The 21,038-nt window shown below is 37.9% G+C and carries 19 protein-coding genes; 12 read left to right on the plus strand and 7 right to left on the minus strand.

All coding sequences use genetic code 11. The features are described 5' to 3' along the window. Positions 1-12 precede the first annotated feature (12 nt). Positions 13-2,745 (minus strand): TonB-dependent receptor, encoded by a 2,733-nt coding sequence (locus ABLB96_RS15415; RefSeq protein ID WP_348895334.1) that lies wholly within the window; start codon positions 2,743-2,745, stop codon positions 13-15. Positions 2,746-3,102: 357 nt separating this feature from the next. Here ABLB96_RS15415 and trpD point away from each other — a divergent pair, with 357 nt between their 5' ends. The 5 genes from trpD (at position 3,103) to blaADC (ending at position 7,615) form a co-directional block, all read left to right on the plus strand. Then, positions 3,103-4,152, plus strand: a complete 1,050-nt coding sequence (trpD, locus tag ABLB96_RS15420) for an anthranilate phosphoribosyltransferase (RefSeq protein WP_348895498.1) — start codon at positions 3,103-3,105, stop codon at positions 4,150-4,152. 9 nt (positions 4,153-4,161) lie between these two features. After that, positions 4,162-4,968 (plus strand): indole-3-glycerol phosphate synthase TrpC, encoded by an 807-nt coding sequence (gene trpC, locus ABLB96_RS15425; RefSeq protein WP_348895335.1) that lies wholly within the window; start codon positions 4,162-4,164, stop codon positions 4,966-4,968. 9 nt (positions 4,969-4,977) lie between these two features. Further along, positions 4,978-5,667, plus strand: a complete 690-nt coding sequence (locus tag ABLB96_RS15430) for a Smr/MutS family protein (protein WP_348895336.1) — start codon at positions 4,978-4,980, stop codon at positions 5,665-5,667. 89 nt (positions 5,668-5,756) lie between these two features. Further along, positions 5,757-6,305: a GTP cyclohydrolase I FolE gene (gene folE / locus ABLB96_RS15435; protein ID WP_348895499.1), complete on the plus strand. Its 549-nt coding sequence runs from the start codon at positions 5,757-5,759 to the stop codon at positions 6,303-6,305. 158 nt (positions 6,306-6,463) lie between these two features. After that, complete coding sequence (gene blaADC, locus ABLB96_RS15440) at positions 6,464-7,615, plus strand: ADC family extended-spectrum class C beta-lactamase (protein ID WP_348895338.1); 1,152 nt, start codon at positions 6,464-6,466, stop codon at positions 7,613-7,615. Between the two features lie 66 nt (positions 7,616-7,681). Here blaADC and ABLB96_RS15445 read toward each other — a convergent pair whose 3' ends face one another. The 4 genes from ABLB96_RS15445 to hemE form a co-directional block, all read right to left on the minus strand. Then, entirely contained in the window at positions 7,682-9,574 is a 1,893-nt protein-coding gene (locus ABLB96_RS15445) for a DUF4105 domain-containing protein (protein WP_348895339.1), read from the minus strand. Positions 9,575-9,635: 61 nt separating this feature from the next. After that, complete coding sequence (locus tag ABLB96_RS15450; RefSeq protein ID WP_309454314.1) at positions 9,636-10,106, minus strand: DUF3015 family protein; 471 nt, start codon at positions 10,104-10,106, stop codon at positions 9,636-9,638. A gap of 144 nt (positions 10,107-10,250) precedes the next feature. Then, positions 10,251-11,045: a DUF817 family protein gene (locus ABLB96_RS15455; RefSeq protein WP_348895340.1), complete on the minus strand. Its 795-nt coding sequence runs from the start codon at positions 11,043-11,045 to the stop codon at positions 10,251-10,253. 6 nt (positions 11,046-11,051) lie between these two features. Next, the gene (gene hemE / locus ABLB96_RS15460) at positions 11,052-12,125 is read right to left on the minus strand and encodes a uroporphyrinogen decarboxylase (protein WP_348895341.1); all 1,074 of its coding nucleotides are present in this window, start codon (positions 12,123-12,125) and stop codon (positions 11,052-11,054) included. A gap of 293 nt (positions 12,126-12,418) precedes the next feature. Here hemE and ABLB96_RS15465 point away from each other — a divergent pair, with 293 nt between their 5' ends. Then, on the plus strand, positions 12,419-13,663 hold the full coding sequence (locus ABLB96_RS15465) for a L,D-transpeptidase (protein WP_348895342.1): 1,245 nt from the start codon (positions 12,419-12,421) through the stop codon (positions 13,661-13,663). Between the two features lie 186 nt (positions 13,664-13,849). Beyond that, positions 13,850-14,536, plus strand: a complete 687-nt coding sequence (locus tag ABLB96_RS15470) for a pirin family protein (RefSeq protein WP_348895343.1) — start codon at positions 13,850-13,852, stop codon at positions 14,534-14,536. Between the two features lie 493 nt (positions 14,537-15,029). Here ABLB96_RS15470 and ABLB96_RS15475 read toward each other — a convergent pair whose 3' ends face one another. Then, the gene (locus tag ABLB96_RS15475; protein WP_348895344.1) at positions 15,030-15,653 is read right to left on the minus strand and encodes a PAS domain-containing protein; all 624 of its coding nucleotides are present in this window, start codon (positions 15,651-15,653) and stop codon (positions 15,030-15,032) included. Between the two features lie 255 nt (positions 15,654-15,908). Between ABLB96_RS15475 and ABLB96_RS15480 the strand changes: the two genes are divergently transcribed. After that, complete coding sequence (locus ABLB96_RS15480) at positions 15,909-16,877, plus strand: threo-3-hydroxy-L-aspartate ammonia-lyase (protein ID WP_348895345.1); 969 nt, start codon at positions 15,909-15,911, stop codon at positions 16,875-16,877. Between the two features lie 113 nt (positions 16,878-16,990). Next, the gene (locus ABLB96_RS15485; protein ID WP_348895346.1) at positions 16,991-17,902 is read left to right on the plus strand and encodes an ornithine cyclodeaminase family protein; all 912 of its coding nucleotides are present in this window, start codon (positions 16,991-16,993) and stop codon (positions 17,900-17,902) included. A gap of 67 nt (positions 17,903-17,969) precedes the next feature. On the opposite strand, the gene ABLB96_RS15490 is transcribed toward ABLB96_RS15485, so the two are convergent. After that, a complete protein-coding gene (locus ABLB96_RS15490) occupies positions 17,970-18,524 on the minus strand; it encodes a TetR/AcrR family transcriptional regulator (RefSeq protein WP_348895500.1) in 555 nt (184 codons plus the stop codon). Positions 18,525-19,258: 734 nt separating this feature from the next. On the opposite strand from ABLB96_RS15490, the gene ABLB96_RS15495 reads away from it, so the two are divergent. From ABLB96_RS15495 to ABLB96_RS15505, 3 genes are read left to right on the plus strand one after another with little or no spacing between them, the layout of a single operon-like run. Further along, positions 19,259-19,798 (plus strand): PAAR domain-containing protein, encoded by a 540-nt coding sequence (locus ABLB96_RS15495; RefSeq protein ID WP_348895347.1) that lies wholly within the window; start codon positions 19,259-19,261, stop codon positions 19,796-19,798. Between the two features lie 2 nt (positions 19,799-19,800). Next, the gene (locus tag ABLB96_RS15500) at positions 19,801-20,496 is read left to right on the plus strand and encodes a hypothetical protein (RefSeq protein WP_348895348.1); all 696 of its coding nucleotides are present in this window, start codon (positions 19,801-19,803) and stop codon (positions 20,494-20,496) included. After that, positions 20,471-20,962 carry a hypothetical protein gene (locus tag ABLB96_RS15505; RefSeq protein WP_348895349.1) on the plus strand — a complete coding sequence of 164 codons (492 nt, stop codon included), beginning with the start codon at positions 20,471-20,473 and terminating at the stop codon, positions 20,960-20,962. Before ABLB96_RS15500 ends, ABLB96_RS15505 begins: the two co-directional genes overlap by 26 nt. Positions 20,963-21,038 lie beyond the last annotated feature (76 nt).

Raw genomic sequence — 21,038 nt, forward strand, 5'->3', positions numbered from 1 at the left:
CACACATCATTCTTAGAATTTATAGTTAAACTCCAACCAACCTTGACGGCCGAATGGTGAATATGATCCTATCGGATAATACGGCCATCCGCCTGTGTCATCTCGTTTCACTTTGTCAAATAAGTTATTAATAATGATTGAAGCAGAAGCTTTTGGAGAAATTTGATAAGTACCACTCCAGTTCACTAAATACGTTGGACTTAAGTAAGCAGTCTGGTCGCCGTTTGGAATTTTGCCATAACGATTAACTAACACTGTTGATGCCCAATCTCCAAAGTTCCAGCTGAGACTGGTATTAAAACGGTCACGCCAATCCGGAATAGTTAAATCTTTTAAATAGTCATCTTTCTCACCATCCTTTGATTGTTGATATTCATGTTCTAGTACACGGCTATAATTTACCGTCCAGAGAAAGTTACCAAAGCTGTCTGTTTTCCAGCGCCATCTCGTAGTGAAATCAATCCCACGAGTATGGTCTGATGCAGCATTAATTGGCACAATATTAATATTATTAATGACATTTGGGTCGACAACTGCATTTGCAGGGTTACGTTCTACACGTGCCAAAGCATCAATACAGGCCGCAGAGTTAATATCTTGGTTGCCTAAACGACAATCTGCTTCTAAGCGTAGAATTTTGTCCGCACTTAAGTTGGTCACAAGATTATCAATTTTGATATCCCAGTAATCGACGCTAATATCAAATTTATTGGTTGGTGACCAAACAAAACCTGCACCATAAGATTTACCCTCTTCAGGTTTCAGCTCTTTGTTTCCAGTTAAAGTGTAGTTCGCCCCAGGTGAGTAATCTTTAAAGGTACATTTATCTAAAGGTTGTCCCGTTTGGCTACAACGTAAATAATCTGTTGTACTTGGGAAATAACCTTTTTGCTTATTTAAAAACAGATAGTTCATATCTGGTGCACGAAAGCTGGTCGCGTAGTTACCACGCACCAATAAAGTCGGATGTGGTCTAAACTCAAGGCCTGAACCGAAAGTTAGCTTATCAATACTGTTATCTGACAAAGCATAACGATCATAACGTCCAGACAACGTTAAATTTAACGGTTTTGCTAAAGGTAAGAATAATTCGGCACCGAGTGCTTGGCGTGTACGTGTACCCCCATATTCGCCACTAGAACTTGCATTATAATACTCACCATTTTCAAGTGCCTGATCTGGCTTAATCGAGAAGCCTTGACGTCCGATTTCAGCCACAGCCGCAAGTTTGGCCGTTCCTGCAGGTAACTTAAATACGTCACCATTCGCGCTTAAAGTTAAACTTTGCGCCCACGACTTATCTTTTTCTTTTGTTGCGCCCGAAATACTTTCAAATTCACTTGCTGTGAGTGGTCGACTTAAACGATCTAATCGAGGGGAATAAATAGGAATACCATCTGCATCTGTACCAAGTTGCTGACCTAAGAAATATTCATCGACATTAGAACGTAATAAACCTTGGCGCTTTAGCTGACTGGTATAAATGGAACCATTATAGGCTGCTTCATAACGCCAACTCGTCTCTCCAATATCGCCTCGAATTCCAAAATTTAAGTTCGAAGAAAGTTCTTTCCACTTTTTATTTACGCGCTCTACCCCTCCTAATTCTTCAGGTGCAAAACGGCGATTCCAAATTTCATAATTTCCCGAATCTTGATTTAGGAAATAACCGCTCGATGCACCTAAAGAAGTCCATGTCGGACCACGGGTATTATTTTCAATTTGGTTGGCGCCAATTAAAAAGTCGCCAAATAATTGGGTCTTATCATTCAATTCATAATCTAAACCGAGGTAACCATTTTGACTGCGGTTTTGAGTTTGAACCGTCCAATAAGTAGGTCGTGCTAAACCACTGGCACAATTGTCAGCACCTGCTTGTCCAATATTATTGACTGATCCTTTAAATAAACCGTTAAATTCCTGACACCCACCAATTGAAAGATATTTACCAGTATTGGCATTTTTACGGCCGACGACAGTATCGGGTTTCTCCCCCAAACGAGTTCGGCTCGACATAAAATCGCGATCGGCTGCCCATATTGGCTCACGGCCACTGAGTTCAACCCCATAAACGAGGCTAAGCTTGTCTAAAGTTTTACTGCCACTCAGTTGTAAACGTAAATTTTCACCGCCTTCTTTGGTTCCGCCAGCCTTAATATTAAATTGTGTGCCGTCTGTTTTCTTTTTTAGAATAATATTCACCACACCCGCAATTGCATCTGAACCATAAATTGCAGAAGCGCCACCGTTTAATATTTCAATACGATCAATAATGGCAGTTGGAATATTGGCTAAATTTACGAAGTTGACAGAGCCATCATAAGGTACAGGATAGTCTGCAACCCGATGTCCATTAATCAAAGTTAAAGTATGATTGGGTCCCAAACCTCGTAAGCTAATGGCATTCGCAGCAGGAGTAAAAGTATTTCCATAATCGGCACCTTGCACAAAACCCGTGTTCTGCGTCAGGTTATTGAGGGCATCAAATGCATTACTAAAACCTTGTTTTTCAATATCGGCTGCGTTAATGACGGTCACACTGGTCGGGCCATCTTTTTGTGCTTTTGAAATCCGAGATCCTGTTACGGCAACGCGTACCACTTTATCTGGTTTGGCTTGGTTTTGCGGTTGCTCTACAGCTTCCTCTGCATAACTTTCTAACGGATGAAACAGGGCAACAAATACAAAAATAAATGAGCGCTTATTTTTTAAAGCCCCTATATATTTCAAGTTATTTAAATACATATTTATTAGTAGACAAAATAAAGATCGCCCTACTATATCCACTTTTATTTGGTTGATTTATACACATTTTTTCTAGATATATGTATGTTTAAGATATACCAAATGGTTAATTATTTATCATAAAAACTCACAACAAACTAAAACCTTTTTCAATAAATAAATTTTGTTTATGAATAGATTCAAAATCTTCACTAAGCAAAATTTTTAAATCTCTTATCGAACAACAAAAATCTTTGGTTATTTTCTGCTAACATAGCTCCCCGTAGCTAGTGAAACATGGAACGCAATAGGCCGAACCTCCCACTCTTGATCAACTTCACCTAAAAATTTTAATCATTAATGCTGTAAATCATGACTATGAATATCCAACAGGCGCTCAACCACATTACCAAGAACATTCATTTGACTCAGCCTCAAATGGAAGAAATTATGCGCAGCATCATGCAAGGTGAGGCAACCGAAGCACAAATTGGTGCTTTAATGATGGGCCTACGCATGAAAGGTGAAAGTATTGACGAAATGACGGCGGCTGCACGAGTCATGCGTGAATTTGCGATTAAGATCGATGTGAGTGATATCAAGCATTTAGTTGATATTGTGGGTACTGGCGGCGATGGGCAAAATTTATTTAATGTGTCTACAGCGTCTAGCTTTGTAATTGCAGCAGCAGGCGCAACCATTGCAAAACATGGTAACCGCGGCGTTTCAAGTAAATCAGGTTCATCTGACCTACTTGAGCAAGCAGGTATTCACCTTGATTTAGATATGCAACAAACCGAACGCTGTATCCGTGAAATGGGTGTGGGTTTCTTGTTTGCACCAAACCATCATAAAGCGATGAAATACGCTGCTGGCCCACGTCGTGAGCTTGGTATTCGTAGTATTTTTAATTTACTCGGCCCACTGACCAATCCAGCTGGCGTAAAACGTTTCGTAATAGGCGTATTTTCAGATGAATTATGTCGTCCAATTGCTGAAGTGATGAAACAACTTGGTGCTGAACACGTGATGGTTGTTCACTCAAGAGATGGTCTTGATGAAATTAGCCTCGCTGCTCCTACTGCTGTGGCAGAATTGAAAGATGGGGAAGTTACTGAATGGACACTTAATCCTGAAGATGTCGGAATTGAGTCACAAACATTAAATGGTTTGGTAGTTGCCGATGCATCAGCAAGTTTAAAGCTCATTAAAGATGCTTTAAGCAAAAATAAAACTGATATTGGTGAAAAAGCTGCAAATATGATTGCGCTTAATGCTGGCGCAGGTATTTATGTAGCTGGTATTACCAAAACTTATGCTCAAGCTGTTTCATTCGCGCAAGATATTATTTATGGTGGGCAAGCACTTGAGAAAATGAGTGTTTTGGCTGAATTTACTAAAACATTAAAACAATGTCAGGCAGATTAAGGATTTCTCATGATTAATATTCAAAATACCATTTTAGGTAAAATTGTTGACCGTAAACATGAGGAACTTGCTGCGCGTTTAAAACAACGTAATTTGCAAGACGTTGAACAACTCGCAAAAGCTGCAACTCCAGTTCGAGGCTTTGCCAATGCTTTAAAACATAAGCGTCCGGGTGTGATTGCTGAAATTAAAAAAGCGTCTCCATCTAAAGGCATTATTCGCGCAGACTTTAATCCTGCCGAAATTGCCGAGCAATATGAACAAGCTGGCGCTGCATGTTTATCTGTTTTAACTGATGTTGATTTTTTTCAGGGTGCAGACGAAAATATTGCGATTGCTCGTAATCATTGTACCCTGCCTGCTTTACGTAAAGACTTTCTTGTCGATCCATACAATGTAGTCGAAGCTCGTGCTTTACATGCTGACTGTATTTTATTGATTGTTGCTTGTTTGTCTGACCAGCAACTCGAAGAAATGTCTAAAACTGCGTTTGAACATCAACTTGATGTATTAGTTGAAGTTCATGACGAAGAAGAACTGGAACGTGCTTTAAAACTATCTGAGCAATGTTTATTAGGTGTGAATAACCGTAATTTAAAAACGTTTGATGTGGATTTAAATACATCAATCCGTTTGAAAAAGTTACTTCCATCCTCACGTTTATTAATCACTGAAAGCGGTATTGCAACACCAACTGATGTACATATGATGCAAGAGCATGATATTCACAGCTTCTTGGTTGGCGAGAGTTTTATGAAACAACCACGCCCAGACCAAGCTTTTACCGCCCTTTTTGGACAACCTCAAACGGTTTAATGAAGATATATGAGTAATAAAGATTCATCGCTTTCTAAAGAGCAACAAAAGTTATTGAAGCAATTTAAAAAGCAAATCTCCAATCCTCATTCAAGCAAAATCGCAAATCAGCCTGAGACTAAAAAATCTCAGGCTGAGTCTGAAGAATTGGAAGATACACACCTGTTTCAACAGGCGGTTGCAGGTGTTAAACGCATCAACAATAGTAATGTTGCGGATGTAAAAACACCTCGTGCTAGAAAAGTCGATGCACAAACACTAGCAAAACGTGCAGCAGCCGAAGGTGGACGAGATACCGAACATGCCGAGTTGTCCGATACCCAAGCTGCATTAAATCCGGTCGCAAGCCAAGCAGCTTTAAGCTATCGCATAGCGACCCTTCAACATAAAGTTTTTGAAGACTTAAAAGCTGGTAAAATGCGCTGGTTTGAAGCAGTGGATTTACATGGCTGTACGATTGAACAAGCGCGTGAAGCTGTTTTACAAATTATTCAGATGGCAAAAGATGAAAATCAAAATGTCATCAAAATTGTTCATGGTAAAGGCCCTGAAGCTGTTTTAAAAACCTATGTAAACGGATGGCTACGTCAACATCGTGATGTTTTGGCATTTGTGAGTGCACCTGAAAATCAGGGTGGCACCGGCGCCGTTCTCGTTCTGCTTAAACGAGCAGAAAAAAATCCCAAGTTCAAACAATAATCGGCTTTTTCTACAGAATTCAGACTTTTTATAGTTTTCTGATAGAATGCCGTTTTGTTCAACCAGTGTAAGTGAACATTCTTATGTCTATGCAGCAATCGTACGCAAATATTCTGACTGCCGTCGGGGAAGATCTTGATCGTCCCGGCCTTAAAGATACGCCTATGCGTGCGGCTAAAGCTTTTTCATATTTAACTTCTGGCTATAGTAAAACTTTAGAAGAAGTCACCAATAAAGCTGTTTTCCCATCAGATAACCATGAAATGGTATTGGTGAAGAATATTGAATTTTATTCGCTCTGCGAACACCATCTTCTCCCGTTCTATGGCCGTGTTCATGTTGCCTATTTACCAGAAGGCAAAGTTCTTGGCTTATCTAAATTTGCACGTATTACCGAGATGTTTGCTCGCCGTTTGCAAATTCAAGAAAACCTAACCCAGCAAATCGCTGAAGCTGTCGCTGAAGTGACAGGTGCTCGCGGTGTTGCTGTAGTCATCGATTCAGCACATATGTGTATGATGATGCGTGGTGTAGGTAAACAGGAATCGACCACTCGTACAGTGTCATTTGTCGGAGATTTTAAAACCGATAAAGAAGCACGCCGTGAATTTTTAAGTGCTGTACCAGAAAGCTACTAATCTGGTTATGAATGTAAAAAAGCCCGACAATGTTGGGCTTTTTTTATAGGTTAATTTTATTAAGCTCAAATCCAACTCTATAAAAGATAACAATTAAATTAGATGATTTTTGTTATAAAAGTACACATCTTTCTTTTTAAATAATTTATGAGTTAGCTATGCGACTTAAAAAAATTTCTTGCTTACTTTTACCTTCTCTTTTTATTTTTAATACCTCAATTTATGCAGGCAATATTTCTAAAGACCAAGAAATTAAACAACTGGTAGATCAAAACTTTAAACCATTATTAGAAAAATATAATGTGCCCGGTATGGCGGTTGGTGTTATTCAAAATAATAAAAAATATGAAACGTATTATGGCTTGCAATCTATTCAAGATAAAAAAGCTGTAAATAGTAATACCATTTTTGAGCTAGGTTCCGTCAGTAAATTATTTACTGCAACCGCAGGTGCTTATGCCAAAAATAAAGGCAAAATCTCTTTTGAAGATACCCCAAGTAAATACTGGAAAGAGCTAAAAAATACACCGATTGATCAAGTCAACTTACTTCAACTTGCCACCTATACCAGTGGTAACCTTGCCTTGCAATTTCCAGATGAAGTACAAACAGACCAACAAGTTTTAACTTTTTTTAAAGATTGGAAGCCTAAAAATCCAGTTGGTGAATATAGACAATATTCAAACCCAAGTATTGGTTTATTTGGAAAAATTGTAGGCTTATCGATGAATCAGCCTTTTAGTCAGGTTTTAGAAAAAACAATTTTTCCAGTTCTTAGCTTAAAACATAGCTATGTCAACGTTCCTAAAACTCAAATGCAAAACTATGCATTTGGCTATAACCAACAAAATCAGCCGATTCGAGTTACCCCTGGCCCACTAGATGCTCCAGCATATGGCGTTAAATCAACACTACCAGATATGCTTAATTTTATTCATGCCAACCTCAACCCACAGAAATATCCAACTGATATTCAAAGTGCCATTAATGAAACTCATAAAGGTTTCTATCAAGTAGGCACGATGTATCAGGCACTTGGTTGGGAAGAGTTTGCATATCCAGCAACATTACAAGTTTTATTAGATAGTAATTCTGACCAAATTGTGATGAAACCGAATAAAGTGACTGCCATTTCAAAAGAACCTTCCATTAAGATGTACCATAAGACAGGTTCAACCAACGGTTTTGGCACTTATGTGGTCTTTATTCCTAAAGAAAATATTGGCTTAGTCATGTTAACCAATAAACGCATTCCAAACGAAGAACGCATTAAAGCTGCTTATGCTGTGTTGAATGCAATAAAAAAATAATTTTTTCTTAAAACAAAAGAGAGAAATAGACCTGATCTATTTCTCTCTTTTTTATAAATATACTATTTAAAAGAACCAGACATATCCCAAGCTTGATTTCATCCAGTCCAGATGATTTTGTTTTTCATAATCCCAATTTAGACGAATGGCATTATTGCTATTAATGACATACTGCCACTGTGTATTTAACCTTAAGTTCCATTGGTTTTGATCTTCCCAATACGGCAGCTCAACTTGTATCAATGAATTAAATTTTTCAAACCACTGGTTCATACAACCTACCGTTGGTCCCATGCCAATACGCCAGCCTTTATCTAAATTTGAACCCGCTTGAACATAAGCCTGAACTTGTCCATAGCACACATGTTTGCGGTCATAGTCAGCAACACTATATCCGACTTGGGTATTAAAACTTGCAACACCATGCTGTTTTTCATCACTATAAACGCCGTCATGAACTGCTTCTTGACGCCAACCCAAGTTAAATCCCCAAGTCAGAGGGGCCTTAAATGGTTGGATCGGGTTATAAGAATTCACTTCTAGAACATCAAGGTGCTCAAGTTTTAAATGGTCATTACGCCACTGCGCACTACCATTTAAGAAAAGCAATTGCGTACCAGCACGATAACCACCTTGAGGATCAATCAAGTCGTGATAAGCCTGTCTATGCCCAATCTCGACAAACTGATCACCTTGCACTTCACCCAGTTTTAGCAAAAGATTACGTGCATTATGACCTTGTGTTGGCTCGGTCAATGGGCGTTTCGGTTCTTGACGCTGTTTGTCTAAATCAATTTGGCTTCGTAAAGCCAAAAGCTGACGTAACTGTGGTTGAGCAACGCTTTCTTCAACTTTACGACTAATAAATTGCAGATATAAATCATCATAAGCCATCTCAAGAATTTTGGCCTGATCTGCCTGACTATATGACTTAAGTATTTCGGCAGACTGCTTAGTTGGCATCATTGCTACTTTATGAGCAACTTTTGCCAAAGACGCGCCATGCTGATGAGCTTGGGCCAATAGTTGAGTTTCTAAAGCAGGTCGATACACAGGCGCTTTGGTTAGCCCTTGTTGATGCATCGCTTTAATGGTTTCCATTGGAATAGAAGCGTAATTAAACTTTTCCTGCAAATGGGACTCAGGTTTAACTAAATCAACTAATCCCAATAACCGGTATGCACAGTTATCACTCACAAAGTAATAAGGAAAGCTCACATGCTGCATTTCCCAAATATGAGACACTAAAAACCGCGTTTCTTCTGGGTTTAGATTTAACTCATACTCCCATAAATCACGGCTTTCAAAATCACCATATTCTTTTACCTTACGGTAGTAAGGCATGAGTGAGTATTCACCCGGATACTGCCCTGTTAAACCTTTCCACGCATACGACCAATTGTCGTTACCTGCTACAGTAGCCGCATAGTTTACGGCGTAAGAAACCAGATTTAACTGTTTTTGGTCTTTAGGGTCTAGGCGCAATAAGGTATGCCCAAACATCGAACTTGGATTGCCCATAAAATCTGTCGCGTAAATTAAGGTCGCTTTGTAAGGCTTAATTTGGCCAATCCACTTTTCAAATTCTGAACAACTTACGGTGGGTAATTCATTTGGCTGAATACCTAACTGTTGTATTAGCCACTGGCTACGTGCCGGAAATTTACAACGAAAGGACTGATTATCTGGAGCAGATGTAAATAACTCAGCAATGTCAGCTTTTAATTCTTCTTTTAAATTATTTTTTCCGTTTGCTGCCACAAAATAACCGGAATAACTCACTTCACTGTTATGGTTTTTATTGGCATACATGAGCCGTTGCCATGTAATGTCTTGGTCTAATTTCTTTTGTTCTGCAACTGACCAATAGTTTTGAATAGATGGATTTATTTCTGCTGAATACGCAATATTAACTGCCAAAGAGGCAAAAACTAAAACAACTGACTTCATTAAGCTCATCAATTTTAATCATTAGATATAAGAAAAACCCTGCCAGATGACAGGGTTTTCAAGTTCAAACTTATACGTAAGCTTTTAAAACTTCATCTTTAGCCATTACATTTTGTAATGATGCTAATACTTGAAGTGTGTTTTGGTTGTTTGCTGAATAGATTTCACCAAAGTTTGCTTTTGAAATTTTGAAGAAACGATCTTTGTCTTGTGGTTTAATTTGCATTAACTCAGCAAGAACGTTCAGGCTTTCACCTTGGCCTACAGCCATATCACGCGCTAAAGATTCTGCATTTTCATTTGTGAATGTAACAACTTGAGCTGTTACTGTTCCACCTTGACGGCAACCTAAAGTACCAAAAGTAATACCTAATAATTGGTTAGTAAAAATACCATTTGTTGTTGCAGCAAGAATTTTAGGCACCACTCCTTTTTGGCCAGCCCATACTTGCGTACCCACACCACAACCTACATCACTATCAGCCATAGCAACACTTGAACCAGCTGCTAATAAAGCAGCTAAAGCTAATTTTTTTAACATAGATGTATATCTCCAAAAATCATTATTGAGCGTTTCTTATGTATTGTTATGTGTAATTCTTATTACACCCATTAAAGATAACGAGAAGAAGGTCAATTAGCAATTAAAAAATAAATAATATGATAAAAAGTGAAAAAAGAAATTTTACCTTAAATTCCAATTACCTTGATTATCTCGATGACCTAATATTTTAAGAACTAATACTAAACTTAGTAGTAATAATAAATACCACGAACCAAGTTTACCCCACCCCACCATGTGCCAAGCATTAATCTGACTTGGATAAACCCAGATTTTATAAAATGTACTAATATTTTCAGCAACCCAAATCACAAAAGCGAGTGTCAACAACACTGGTAGCATCGGGGTTTTAAATTTACGTTCGTTTATTTGAAAATAAAGTGTAGTTTTCCAGAAAATATAAGCACTAAAAGCAAATAAAACATAGCGAATATCAGGAATAAAAAATTTACTCATAAAATTAATATATGAGAAAAATGCGAGAAAAAGCATGCTTCCAAAACTTGGTAGTTTTTCAAAAGAAACCTGAAATAAACGGATTGAACGGGCAAAAAAACTACCGACAGCCGAGTACATAAAACCTGCAAATAAAGGCACAGTAATGATTTTAAAAACAGCAGGTTGTGGATATTGCCATGAAGCAATGCCGGGATGTGTTAAAAAGATTTCCATGACCATTGCCATGATATGAAATAAAGCAATGACCTTGGCTTCTTGCCATGACTCAAGCTTTAAATACAACAAGCAAATCTGAATAATTAGCGCATAGACGAGTAAATAATCATAACGATAAAAACCCATATATTCATGGCTTCCCATCGGCGCTGTTAGAGCAAAAGCAATTAAAAGCAAAATACCAAACAAGGCTGCCGAAACAGCCTTGCCAATAAATTGAAGAGCTAAAACTAGATGTTGCACAAAAAATTATCCTAAATACTTTGCACTATACTCATGTACTGTATCTACAAAGATTTTTGGCTGTGCGGGATCTACCCATTGGGTAATGCCATGACCCAAGTTTGCAACATAGCCAGTCTTTTCAGCATTTGCGTAAGCATCATCCAGCATTGCTTTGACTGCTTTTTCAATCGTAGCCGCTGAACCATATAAAACTGCTGGATCAAGGTTCCCTTGTAGGGCAACACGGCCTGCTACAGTAGTACGAGCTGTATTTAATGGTGTGGTCCAGTCTAGGCCTAATGCATCAGCACCGGTTGTAATCATTGGTTCTAACCACTGACCACCACCTTTAGTGAATACAATGATTGGGATACGGCGACCGTCTTTTTCACGTTGAAGACCCGCAATAATCTTCTTCATATAGTTAAGTGAAAAGTCTATATATTCACGGTGTGCTAAAGCCCCGCCCCAACTATCAAAAATTTGAATGGCTTGAGCGCCTGCATCAATTTGTGCATTTAGATAGTCAATGACTGAATCTGCTAAATGGTCAAGCAACGCATGCAATACTTCTGGCTGCGCATACATCATTTGTTTAGTAAAACGAAACTCTTTACTTGAACCACCTTCGATCATATAAGTCGCCAGTGTCCAAGGACTCCCCGAAAAACCAATCAGTGGAACTTGACCACCTAAAGCAGAGCGAATTGTGCTTACTGCATTCATGACATAATCAAGATCAGCTTTAGCATTTAACTTTGGTAAATTCGCTACATCTTGTTCGGTACGGATCGTTTTATGAAACTTAGGGCCTTCGCCTGTTTCAAAATAAAGGCCTAAACCTAATGCATCCGGAATTGTTAGAATATCTGAAAATAAAATTGCTGCGTCTAAATCGTAGCGACGCAAAGGCTGTAAAGTGACTTCACAAGCAAACTCTGTATTTTTGCATAAAGATAGAAAGTCGCCTGCTTTTGAGCGTGTTTCCCGATATTCAGGCAAATAACGTCCTGCTTGGCGCATCATCCATATTGGGGTGGTGTCTACAGGCTCACGTAATAAAGCACGTAAGAAACGATCATTTTTAAGTGTCGTCATTGCCGATCTCTATCTTTTTCATGTGGCAGCATCATATCAAAACGTGAATGTTTTTATCATTTCAATTTCATACAAAAAACTTGTCAATCTACTAAAAAATGCATATTTACACAAAAGTCTACTGCAAGAAGCTCGGTTTTCTGCAATACTTGCAACATGTTACATTGGGTTTGATGATCTTCCTTTAATTATTAAATTAGCCAATATTAAATGCGTTTATTGGTGATTTTATAAACTTGAGGATGAGTGTTATTACCCTATTGCTTATATGAAAATTCTTAAGGTTGAATTACATGTTTGTTCGCTCATTACTCGCTATGAGTTTAAGTTGTATTATTGCTAATGTTGCTTTGGCTGCGTCAACAACTGAGCAACCAATTACTCCTAAAAAAGTATCTGCTCCTGTAGAAGATCCGATTGATCCACTAGCTGTAGATGCTGCTTCAACTGCAAAAGCCCAAGCTCAGACACAGATTACTGCTCAAGAACAAAATGATTTAAATCGAGCATCTAGTACATTACAAAATTTACAAAAAGCTGAAGACCCAAATGCCAACTCAGGCATTGCTGCTTCAGAACCATCAGCGCCAGCTAAAACAACAACAGCATCGAAGACTTCTACTAATGCTCCAGCTGTTTCATGGACATTAGATGGCTTAAACAATGCTGAGTGGTATGAAAATATCGGTAAAGGTCAGCTTCCTGTTTACGCACGTGCTCACGTTATGTTGAACAATGCACATGCTTCACCGGGTGCGATCGATGGTATGAGTGGTAAAAACACGCTTAAAGCAATTGCATCATTCCAGCAAATGAATGGTTTATCACCTACAGGTGATTTAACGAAAGAAACATGGGATGCGCTTGTTGCAAAACAAACAAAACCTGCATTTATTGAATACACCATTACTGATGCAGACCTAAAAGGTCCTTATGCTGAGTCTATCCCTTCTGACTATGCATTACAGGCCAAAATGAAAGGTTTGTACTACACGCGTGTAACTGAAATGTTGGGTGAAAAGTTCCATATTGATGAAGGTTTCTTAAAGAAATTAAACCCGAAAGCAACCTTCAAAAAAGTTGGTGAGAAAGTTATTGTGCCAAACGTGCGCAATGACTTACCAGAAGACATTCATTTAATTATTGCGCATAAAGGTGCTAAGCAGTTGTATCTGTTTAACAGCCGTAATCAAATGGTGGGCTCCTTTCCTGCAACAATTGGCAGTACTGATACGCCATCTCCGACCGGTACTTATAAGGTAGTTGGTGTTGCGCGTAACCCTTGGTACAGCTACTCACCTTCGAACTTCGTACAAGGTAAAAACTTAAAACCACTTTCTTTACCACCGGGTCCTAATGCTCCTGTAGGTAATATCTGGATTGGTTTAAGTAAAAAATCATTCGGTATTCACGGTACACCAAACCCGTCTTTAATTTCTAAAACTGCATCACACGGTTGTATCCGTTTAACCAACTGGGATGCGAACGATTTAGGTAATAAAGTACGTGCAGGCGTGACTGTAAAATTCTTAGAATAATCCTTTAAAAAAGAAAGCCTGCTTTATGCGGGCTTTTTTTATATCCAAAATTTAAAACGAATATTTCTAGATCTCCCGATCATATTAAAAACGCAACAATATGTTGCATCTACTCTATTTTTAGCGCTTCCCTACGGGTTTAACATAGTCTTCAAGAGATAAATAATAATTTGAGGAGATTGAGTCATGAACGCTTTTTTACATCGTAGTGAAGATCGTGGTCATGTTAAAGCAGGTTGGTTAGAGTCTTATCATAGCTTTTCATTTGGTAACTGGTATAACCCTAAATATATGGGCGTTAGTGCATTACGTGTGATTAATGACGACAGAATTGATGCCCATAACGGTTTCGGCACTCACTCGCATGACAATATGGAAATTTTGACCTGTGTGCTTGATGGTGCAATTTCACACCGTGACACAATGGGAAATGAAGGCCAGATTAAAGCCGGTGAATGGCAACTCATGAGTGCTGGTACAGGCGTTGCTCATAGTGAAATTAACAACACTGATACGCCCGTTCATCTATTACAAATCTGGATTATTCCGGACGAAAAAGAAGCCGAGCCAAATTATCAGCAAATTAATTTAGATCCACGCAAACAACCAAACGAATGGCATTTGATTGCAGGTCCTGATGCGAATGCACCTATGAATATTCGTCAAAATGCAGAAGTAAAATCAGCTGTACTAGAAAAAGGTCTTGAACTGCCTGTAGATACATCAAAACGTGTAAATTACGTTCATGTAATTTCAGGTGTAATCACTATTGGTGATCAAGAAGTTAAAGCTGGTGATGCTTTGGTCTTTGAAGATAAAGCCGTAATTCATGCAGTTGAAGATAGTCAATTCATATGGTTTGATTTACCTTAAACTACTAAAAAGCCCTTTTAAATGAAAGGGCTTTTTAGTCACTGCCACCGCCGCTATCGCAGCTGCCCGAGTCCGAAGATGATGAACAATCATTTGAATAACTAGAGCTATGGTGATGGCTACTGTCATTAAGGTGATGGTTTGATGAAGATGAATAATCATGCTCACCAGATGATGAATAATTCTTTCGATAGTGAAGAGCTGCAATCAACAGAAATAATCCAACACTGGAAAAAATGGTAATAAATACAATAATAAATACCTTCAAATAATGACCTCCTAAATTAAGCTATATAGATGATTGCTGTATCACCTACTTCTTTATTTAAATGAGCCACATCTAATAAACAAGTTATTTTTTATAAAGAAGATAAAACTTTTAAAACAAAAAACTGGATGAGTAACCTTTCCAAATAACTCGAAGGTTACACACTACCACTCTCAACATAGCTAAATAAAACCACTCTCATTTTATAAATTATTAAAAATCGTTTTAAGTTTCCTTTACATATAAATAGGCACTTGCTCTTGATATACCCAAATGTTGGGCCACGATCTCGACAGCCTTTTTAATGTCTAATAACCCGTTATTTTTCAATTCGTGTATTAGCTCTTTTCTCTCATTGAGTTTTAACATACGCGGTGTGGTGGCATGTTTTGAGGCAAATTGATCAATATATTTACGAATTGCCTCTGCCCCATTGGGTTCTAAGTTTTCAATAATGTTATCAGTTTCAATTTTAGTAAAATGCTCTAAAGCGCTTTGCATGCCTCTAAAGAGTGTTAAATCAATATTCATACATAATGCGGCTACATATTGCCCTTCTTCATCTTTAATACCTATAGAAGTGCTTTTTGCGGGGCGGCCATCAGCAAACTGGTTTGCATAATTTGAAATGAGGTTTGGAAATTCTGGAGACATGATTCTGGCCAGTCCTAACTCGGTTGCTGGATCTCCTACTTTTCGACCAGATAAGTTATTGTGTATTGAAAGTATGGCATGCTCAGGATTTGTTAAGTCATGGACTACAACTTCACAAAATGGAGATAGCGTTTCACTCAACCCTTTTGCGATTGTATCGAGCTGGGTGAGTAAGTGTTTATCACGATTTCCCAATGTATTTCCTCCAAATGACTTACCGACTATTTCAAACCCTAGCGTAAAGTATGTAAACAGCAATTTAGACTTTTTATCTAATTTTAAACTTAATGTAAATCAAAATCTTATATCTCATTGTTATTAAATTAGAAAATAAAATTAGACATTTTATCTAAATATATATATTTTATCTAAACAAGGTCAATATATTGTGCATTACTTGAACAATACGAAATCTTGCATCCAAAACATTGAATAGAATTAGGTTTAATTATGAAAAATTTAACCCTTCCCACTTATGAAGATGTTGCAGCCGCTGCTGAACGTATAAAAGGTTTTGCAAATAAAACCCCTGTTTTAACTTCACGTACTGTGAATCATGAATTTGGAGCAGAAGTATTCTTTAAATGTGAGAATTTTCAGCGTGTTGGTGCTTTCAAGTTTCGTGGTGCAATGAATGCACTTTTGCAATTCAGTGAGGCTCAAAAAAAAGCGGGTGTGGTCGCTTTCTCTTCGGGAAATCATGCACAAGCAATTGCACTGTCATCAAAAATTCTTGGTATTCCTGCAACCATCATCATGCCTAAAGATGCACCTGCTGCAAAAATGGCAGCGACACGAGAATACGGCGGCAATATTGTTGAATTTGATCGTTATACAGAAAGTCGGGAACAAATCGGAAAAGAAATTGCCGAAAAAAATGGTCTGACACTCATTCCATCTTATGACCATCCGCATGTAATTGCAGGTCAAGGAACGGCTGCAAAAGAGTTATTTGAAGAAGTTGGTGAATTAGATTACCTATTTATAGGTTTAGGTGGTGGTGGTTTATTGGCAGGTTCTTCATTGTCTGCTCGCAAGCTTTCTCCGAACTGTAAAATATATGGTGTTGAACCAGCTTTAGGAAATGATGGACAAATGTCTTTTAGAAAAGGAGAAATTATTCATATTGATACGCCCCAAACCATTGCAGATGGTGCTCAAACTCAATATTTAGGCAATTTAACATTCCCTATTATTCAAAAGAATGTAGATGACATTTTGACAGTAGAAGATGAAGAACTCATTAGCTGTATGAAGTTTTTTGCTGAAAGAATGAAAATGGTGGTTGAGCCAACAGGATGTCTCGGGCTTGCTGCTGCCCGCAATTTAAAACATGAGTTAAAAGGCAAACGTATAGGCATCATTATTAGTGGTGGCAACGTCGATATTTCTAAATATGTTGAATTTTTATCTGCTTAATAAAAGTTAGTGTCTATCTATGAGTTCAGTTAATACGTCATAGATAGGCATTACATGCTACTCGTCTCTCGACTTGTTCACGTCATAATTTAAATAAACTTTTGGAGATGGTGATGAGATTTATTTCTGAGTCTGAATCTTCTGCTCTCATCAATCATGAACTGGCTTATGATGCCATTTACCAAGCTTTAATTGCTGCAACTCAACCAGACACGAAAAGTTTTCCTGTGGTTCATGGTCAAGGATCCAATAGTAAAAATACCTTTAGTGTTAAGTCATCGGCGACCGAGGACTTAGCTGGTCTTAAAATCGGTTCTTTTTGGGAAGATAACCCTAAAAATGGTTTGCCTCGCCATAACGCGCTCATTTTCTTATTTAATCAAACCAACGGAAAAATGGCAGCAGCCATCGAAGCAGGCAAAGTCAACGCATTCCGTACAGCGGCTTCTAATGCTGTTGCGACCAATGTACTAGCCAGAAAGGATTCAAAAGTTTTAGCGATATTTGGTACAGGAAATCAAGCCAAATATGAATGTGAGGCTTTAGCAAGAATTAGAAATTTCGATCAGATTTTGATAGTCGGACGCGACCAAAGTAAAGCTGAACAAATGGCAGAAGACCTCAAACCCTTAGGTATTCAGCTTAATATGACGAGTGCAAAAGAAGCTTGTGAGCTGGCTGATGTTATTGTGACTGCGACCTCATCACATACTCCTCTTTTTCAAGCAGAATGGGTCAAAGCTGGCACTCATATTTCATCTATGGGTTCAGATAAACAAGGCAAACAAGAGCTTCCGCCAGAGCTATTTTCACATAGTGGTTTATTTTGCGACCTTAATGTCCAGTCTAAACTCATTGGTGAATTTCAACATGCGCCTGAGACTGCAACCTTAATCAATATAGGTGATGTGCTTTTAGCAAATGCTCAAGGTAGGCAGTCACCAGAACAAATCACAATTTATGATAGTTCAGGTTTATCTATACAAGATTTATATATCGCTCAAAAAATTTTAGAAATTTCTTAATCTTTACATTTAACTGCATCGTTCAGGTTGATGCAGTTAAATTTAAAAGAGATATTTTCCATTTGCGTTAAACCAACCTTCGCAAAAAATACTTAAGCACCGTCTCACTTTCATCTGCCGCATCCGAACCTAAAAGCTGAATAATGGCGCTCTCAATCATATTTAAAAAGAGTCTGGCATCGGTAAAGGAAACATCGTTTTTGAGTAGTCGAATCTGGCTATAAATTTCATTGGTGAGCCATGTTCTGTACCTCACTGCAGTTTTATAAGCCTTTGAATAGGTATTTTTAGTCTCAAAAATAGCCCTAAATAATAAGTAATATGGCCCTTCTAAATCGGTATGTAAAAAATAAAGCTTTTTGAGTTTATCGATTGTGCTTGTGTCATGGTCGTATTCGACCATAGCAACCACTTGGTCTTGGAGGCGCTCTTTTTGCACTATTAGACAAATTTCAATAAAGCGTTCTTTAGAATGAAAATAGTTATAAAAGGTCATTTTTGTGACTTCGGTTTCTTTCACAATTTTGTCGACACCAACCATGTGAAATCCACCGTGGTGAAACAGATGAATCCCTCTTTTTACAACTTCAAAAGCACGTGTTGGGAGAGTTAAATTTGGCATAGTTTTACCGTTATAAAATAAATTTTTGTTGTATATAAATGAGATAAAAAAAGCCTGTGCCCTTTCTGGAAGAAAAAAAGGCACAGCAAAGCCCATAAAGACTGTGCTTGGCACATCTCAAGTTTTATTGTTGATGCAAGTTTTTTGAGCCGTAATGACTTAAAGCCTGAAAACCCTAGGGCGTTCAAGCTGTTTTAAATTTTTAAGTTGTGTCGTTATAGCTTTTGGCAAGGACTGCCAAGAAATAATGGATGTGCAAAGCCAACTCCTTTTTATTGGGAGTTCTGCCAGAGCATTAATTAAGAATTATGGTGGCAGAACGGAAGAAGGTTGACAGACTAGTAATAACTCAAACTAGCACACCCGAGGGTGTCCCTCTCCCGTCCTACCGCTACGGGAAAGAGACGAGTGGCACACCACACAAAACTAATCCTCAGAAGGAAAGGCTCTGATGCGGGAGTTATTATTCAGCCTGTCAAAGCCGGCTGGCAATGTGGCCAGCACGCAAAGAATAGTGCCCAACCCTGTTGCAGTCAAGCACACAAAATGACATTTGTTTTAAATTAGATCATTAAAAAGAAAGAATAAATAATGACTAAGTGATTGTTTAAGTGGGGTTTATAAAGGTGGGGCTATTTTAGAGATCACAGACTTTTTTCTAGAAAATAGACAGATCTGTATATTTTTCTTTGTTATTATTTGCCCAATTCATGAGAATAACAAGGAATAATAATTTGGCTACACCCTATATAACCATAGGTTGCCCTACCACGGGTGGCGGCAAAGTCATTTCAGGGAACAGCTTATTTCTAATTGATGGAAAAGCCGTAGCTTGCACAGGTGACACAGCTACATGCCCTACTCATAAAGTTGTAGCCACCATTGTATCGGGCGATCCGTGCATGAATATTTTTGGCAAAATGGCGGCGCGTGTGGGTGACTCTTTGTCCTGTGGCTGTAAGCTACTTCCGCAACAAAGTTTAGTTGTTCAGGATAATGGTGGTGGTTCTGCCCAAAGTTCCCGTACAAATCAAGCACAAGATAGCTTTGCACCTCAAACTGATGAACACGGACTTAAGTTCCAACTTAAAGATCAAGAGACAGGCAAACCACTTGCACAACAATACTTTAAATTAAAGAGTCCTGACGGAACTGAAATTGAAGGATTTACTGACAAAAGTGGTTATACAAAATTAATTAAAACAGGTACTGAGGCTAAACAAATTGATTTAACAACTTTTGATTTATCCAAACCTATGGCTGAGTGGAATTAATAATGTCAGATAAAAATTTAAGAAACCCTTATAGTCGTAATATACCTGATACCTCGCCCGCTTGGGATGCTTACCCAACCGAGCAAAAAGTTTGTGAAATTACTGAACCACTTTGCAACGATCATATTAAAGTTCGCAATTACACAATGGTTCGACCTTATAATTTTATGATGAACATTCAGCATTGGGCGGAAGTTGAAAACACCATTGAATTATTAATGGCAGTTCGGTTTGGTATGGAATGGGATGTCAATAAACTTCCTGAAAGCAATATGGCTGACCCTGCATTTCATACAAGAATGTATATAACGTTTCATAATTATGTACTCAAACATGCGATGAAAGAAGGTGCGCGAATTGTTGGAGAATTTCAACAAACAGCCTTTAAAGTACGCTTTTTGAGTACGTTTGCTGTTGATGAATTGCTTGAACTAAGAAATCTTAGTAAGTTTGATCAAGGCAAAGAAATTTATTCAAAAATTGAAGACTTGAAAGATACTTTTGCAAAGTTAAATGCTGCCAAGGCTAGTACAGATTTGGCACAGTTAAGAATGAATGATGGACCACTATTTATTAATCGTGAAATGTTTAAAAAGGTCTTTAATCAAGACTTTAACCCTAAAATGATTCAAATTATGAAACAAAATAGAGAGTATCTAGGAGACCCTGTTAATGTTCGTGAAAAAGGGCTCTACTAGCCCCTTAAAACTAATCTTAATTTCTATGTTTGCTCTAACTAGTTGTGGATGTACCAATACACAAGTTAAAAATTATAGAGAAGATGTTATTAATTCAACCCGTGGCGCAGTAAATATGCTGATTATGGATCAACCAGTCTATAAAAATGCTATAGCATCCGAAAAGAATAAAGTTACAAATGCTTTGCTGTATACCACTTTAAAGAAAGCAGGTGTTTTAAGCGAGCTTGAAAAAGAAATTGGAAATAACTTTGTAATTGAAGAAAGCCTTTCCTTGGCTCAACTAAATAAACTTTGTTGGACAACTAAGTTTCTTCAGCATTACAAAAAAGACTTATCCCCTCAGTCTCAAGTTGATTATCAGAAAGTTTATGCTTGGGTGGATGCCAAGCAATCAACATGGTTAAAAAAACTAAATGAGGGATATACTAAAGATGAACTCGGTGAAGATGATTGTCGAAAGTGAGTAATAAAAAAGCCCTAATAATTTAGGGCTTTTTTCTATTTCCGTTCCATCTATCTATGAAAATGTTTATTTGGCT

The organism is Acinetobacter sp. XH1741, assembly GCF_041021895.1.
GTDB lineage: Bacteria > Pseudomonadota > Gammaproteobacteria > Pseudomonadales > Moraxellaceae > Acinetobacter.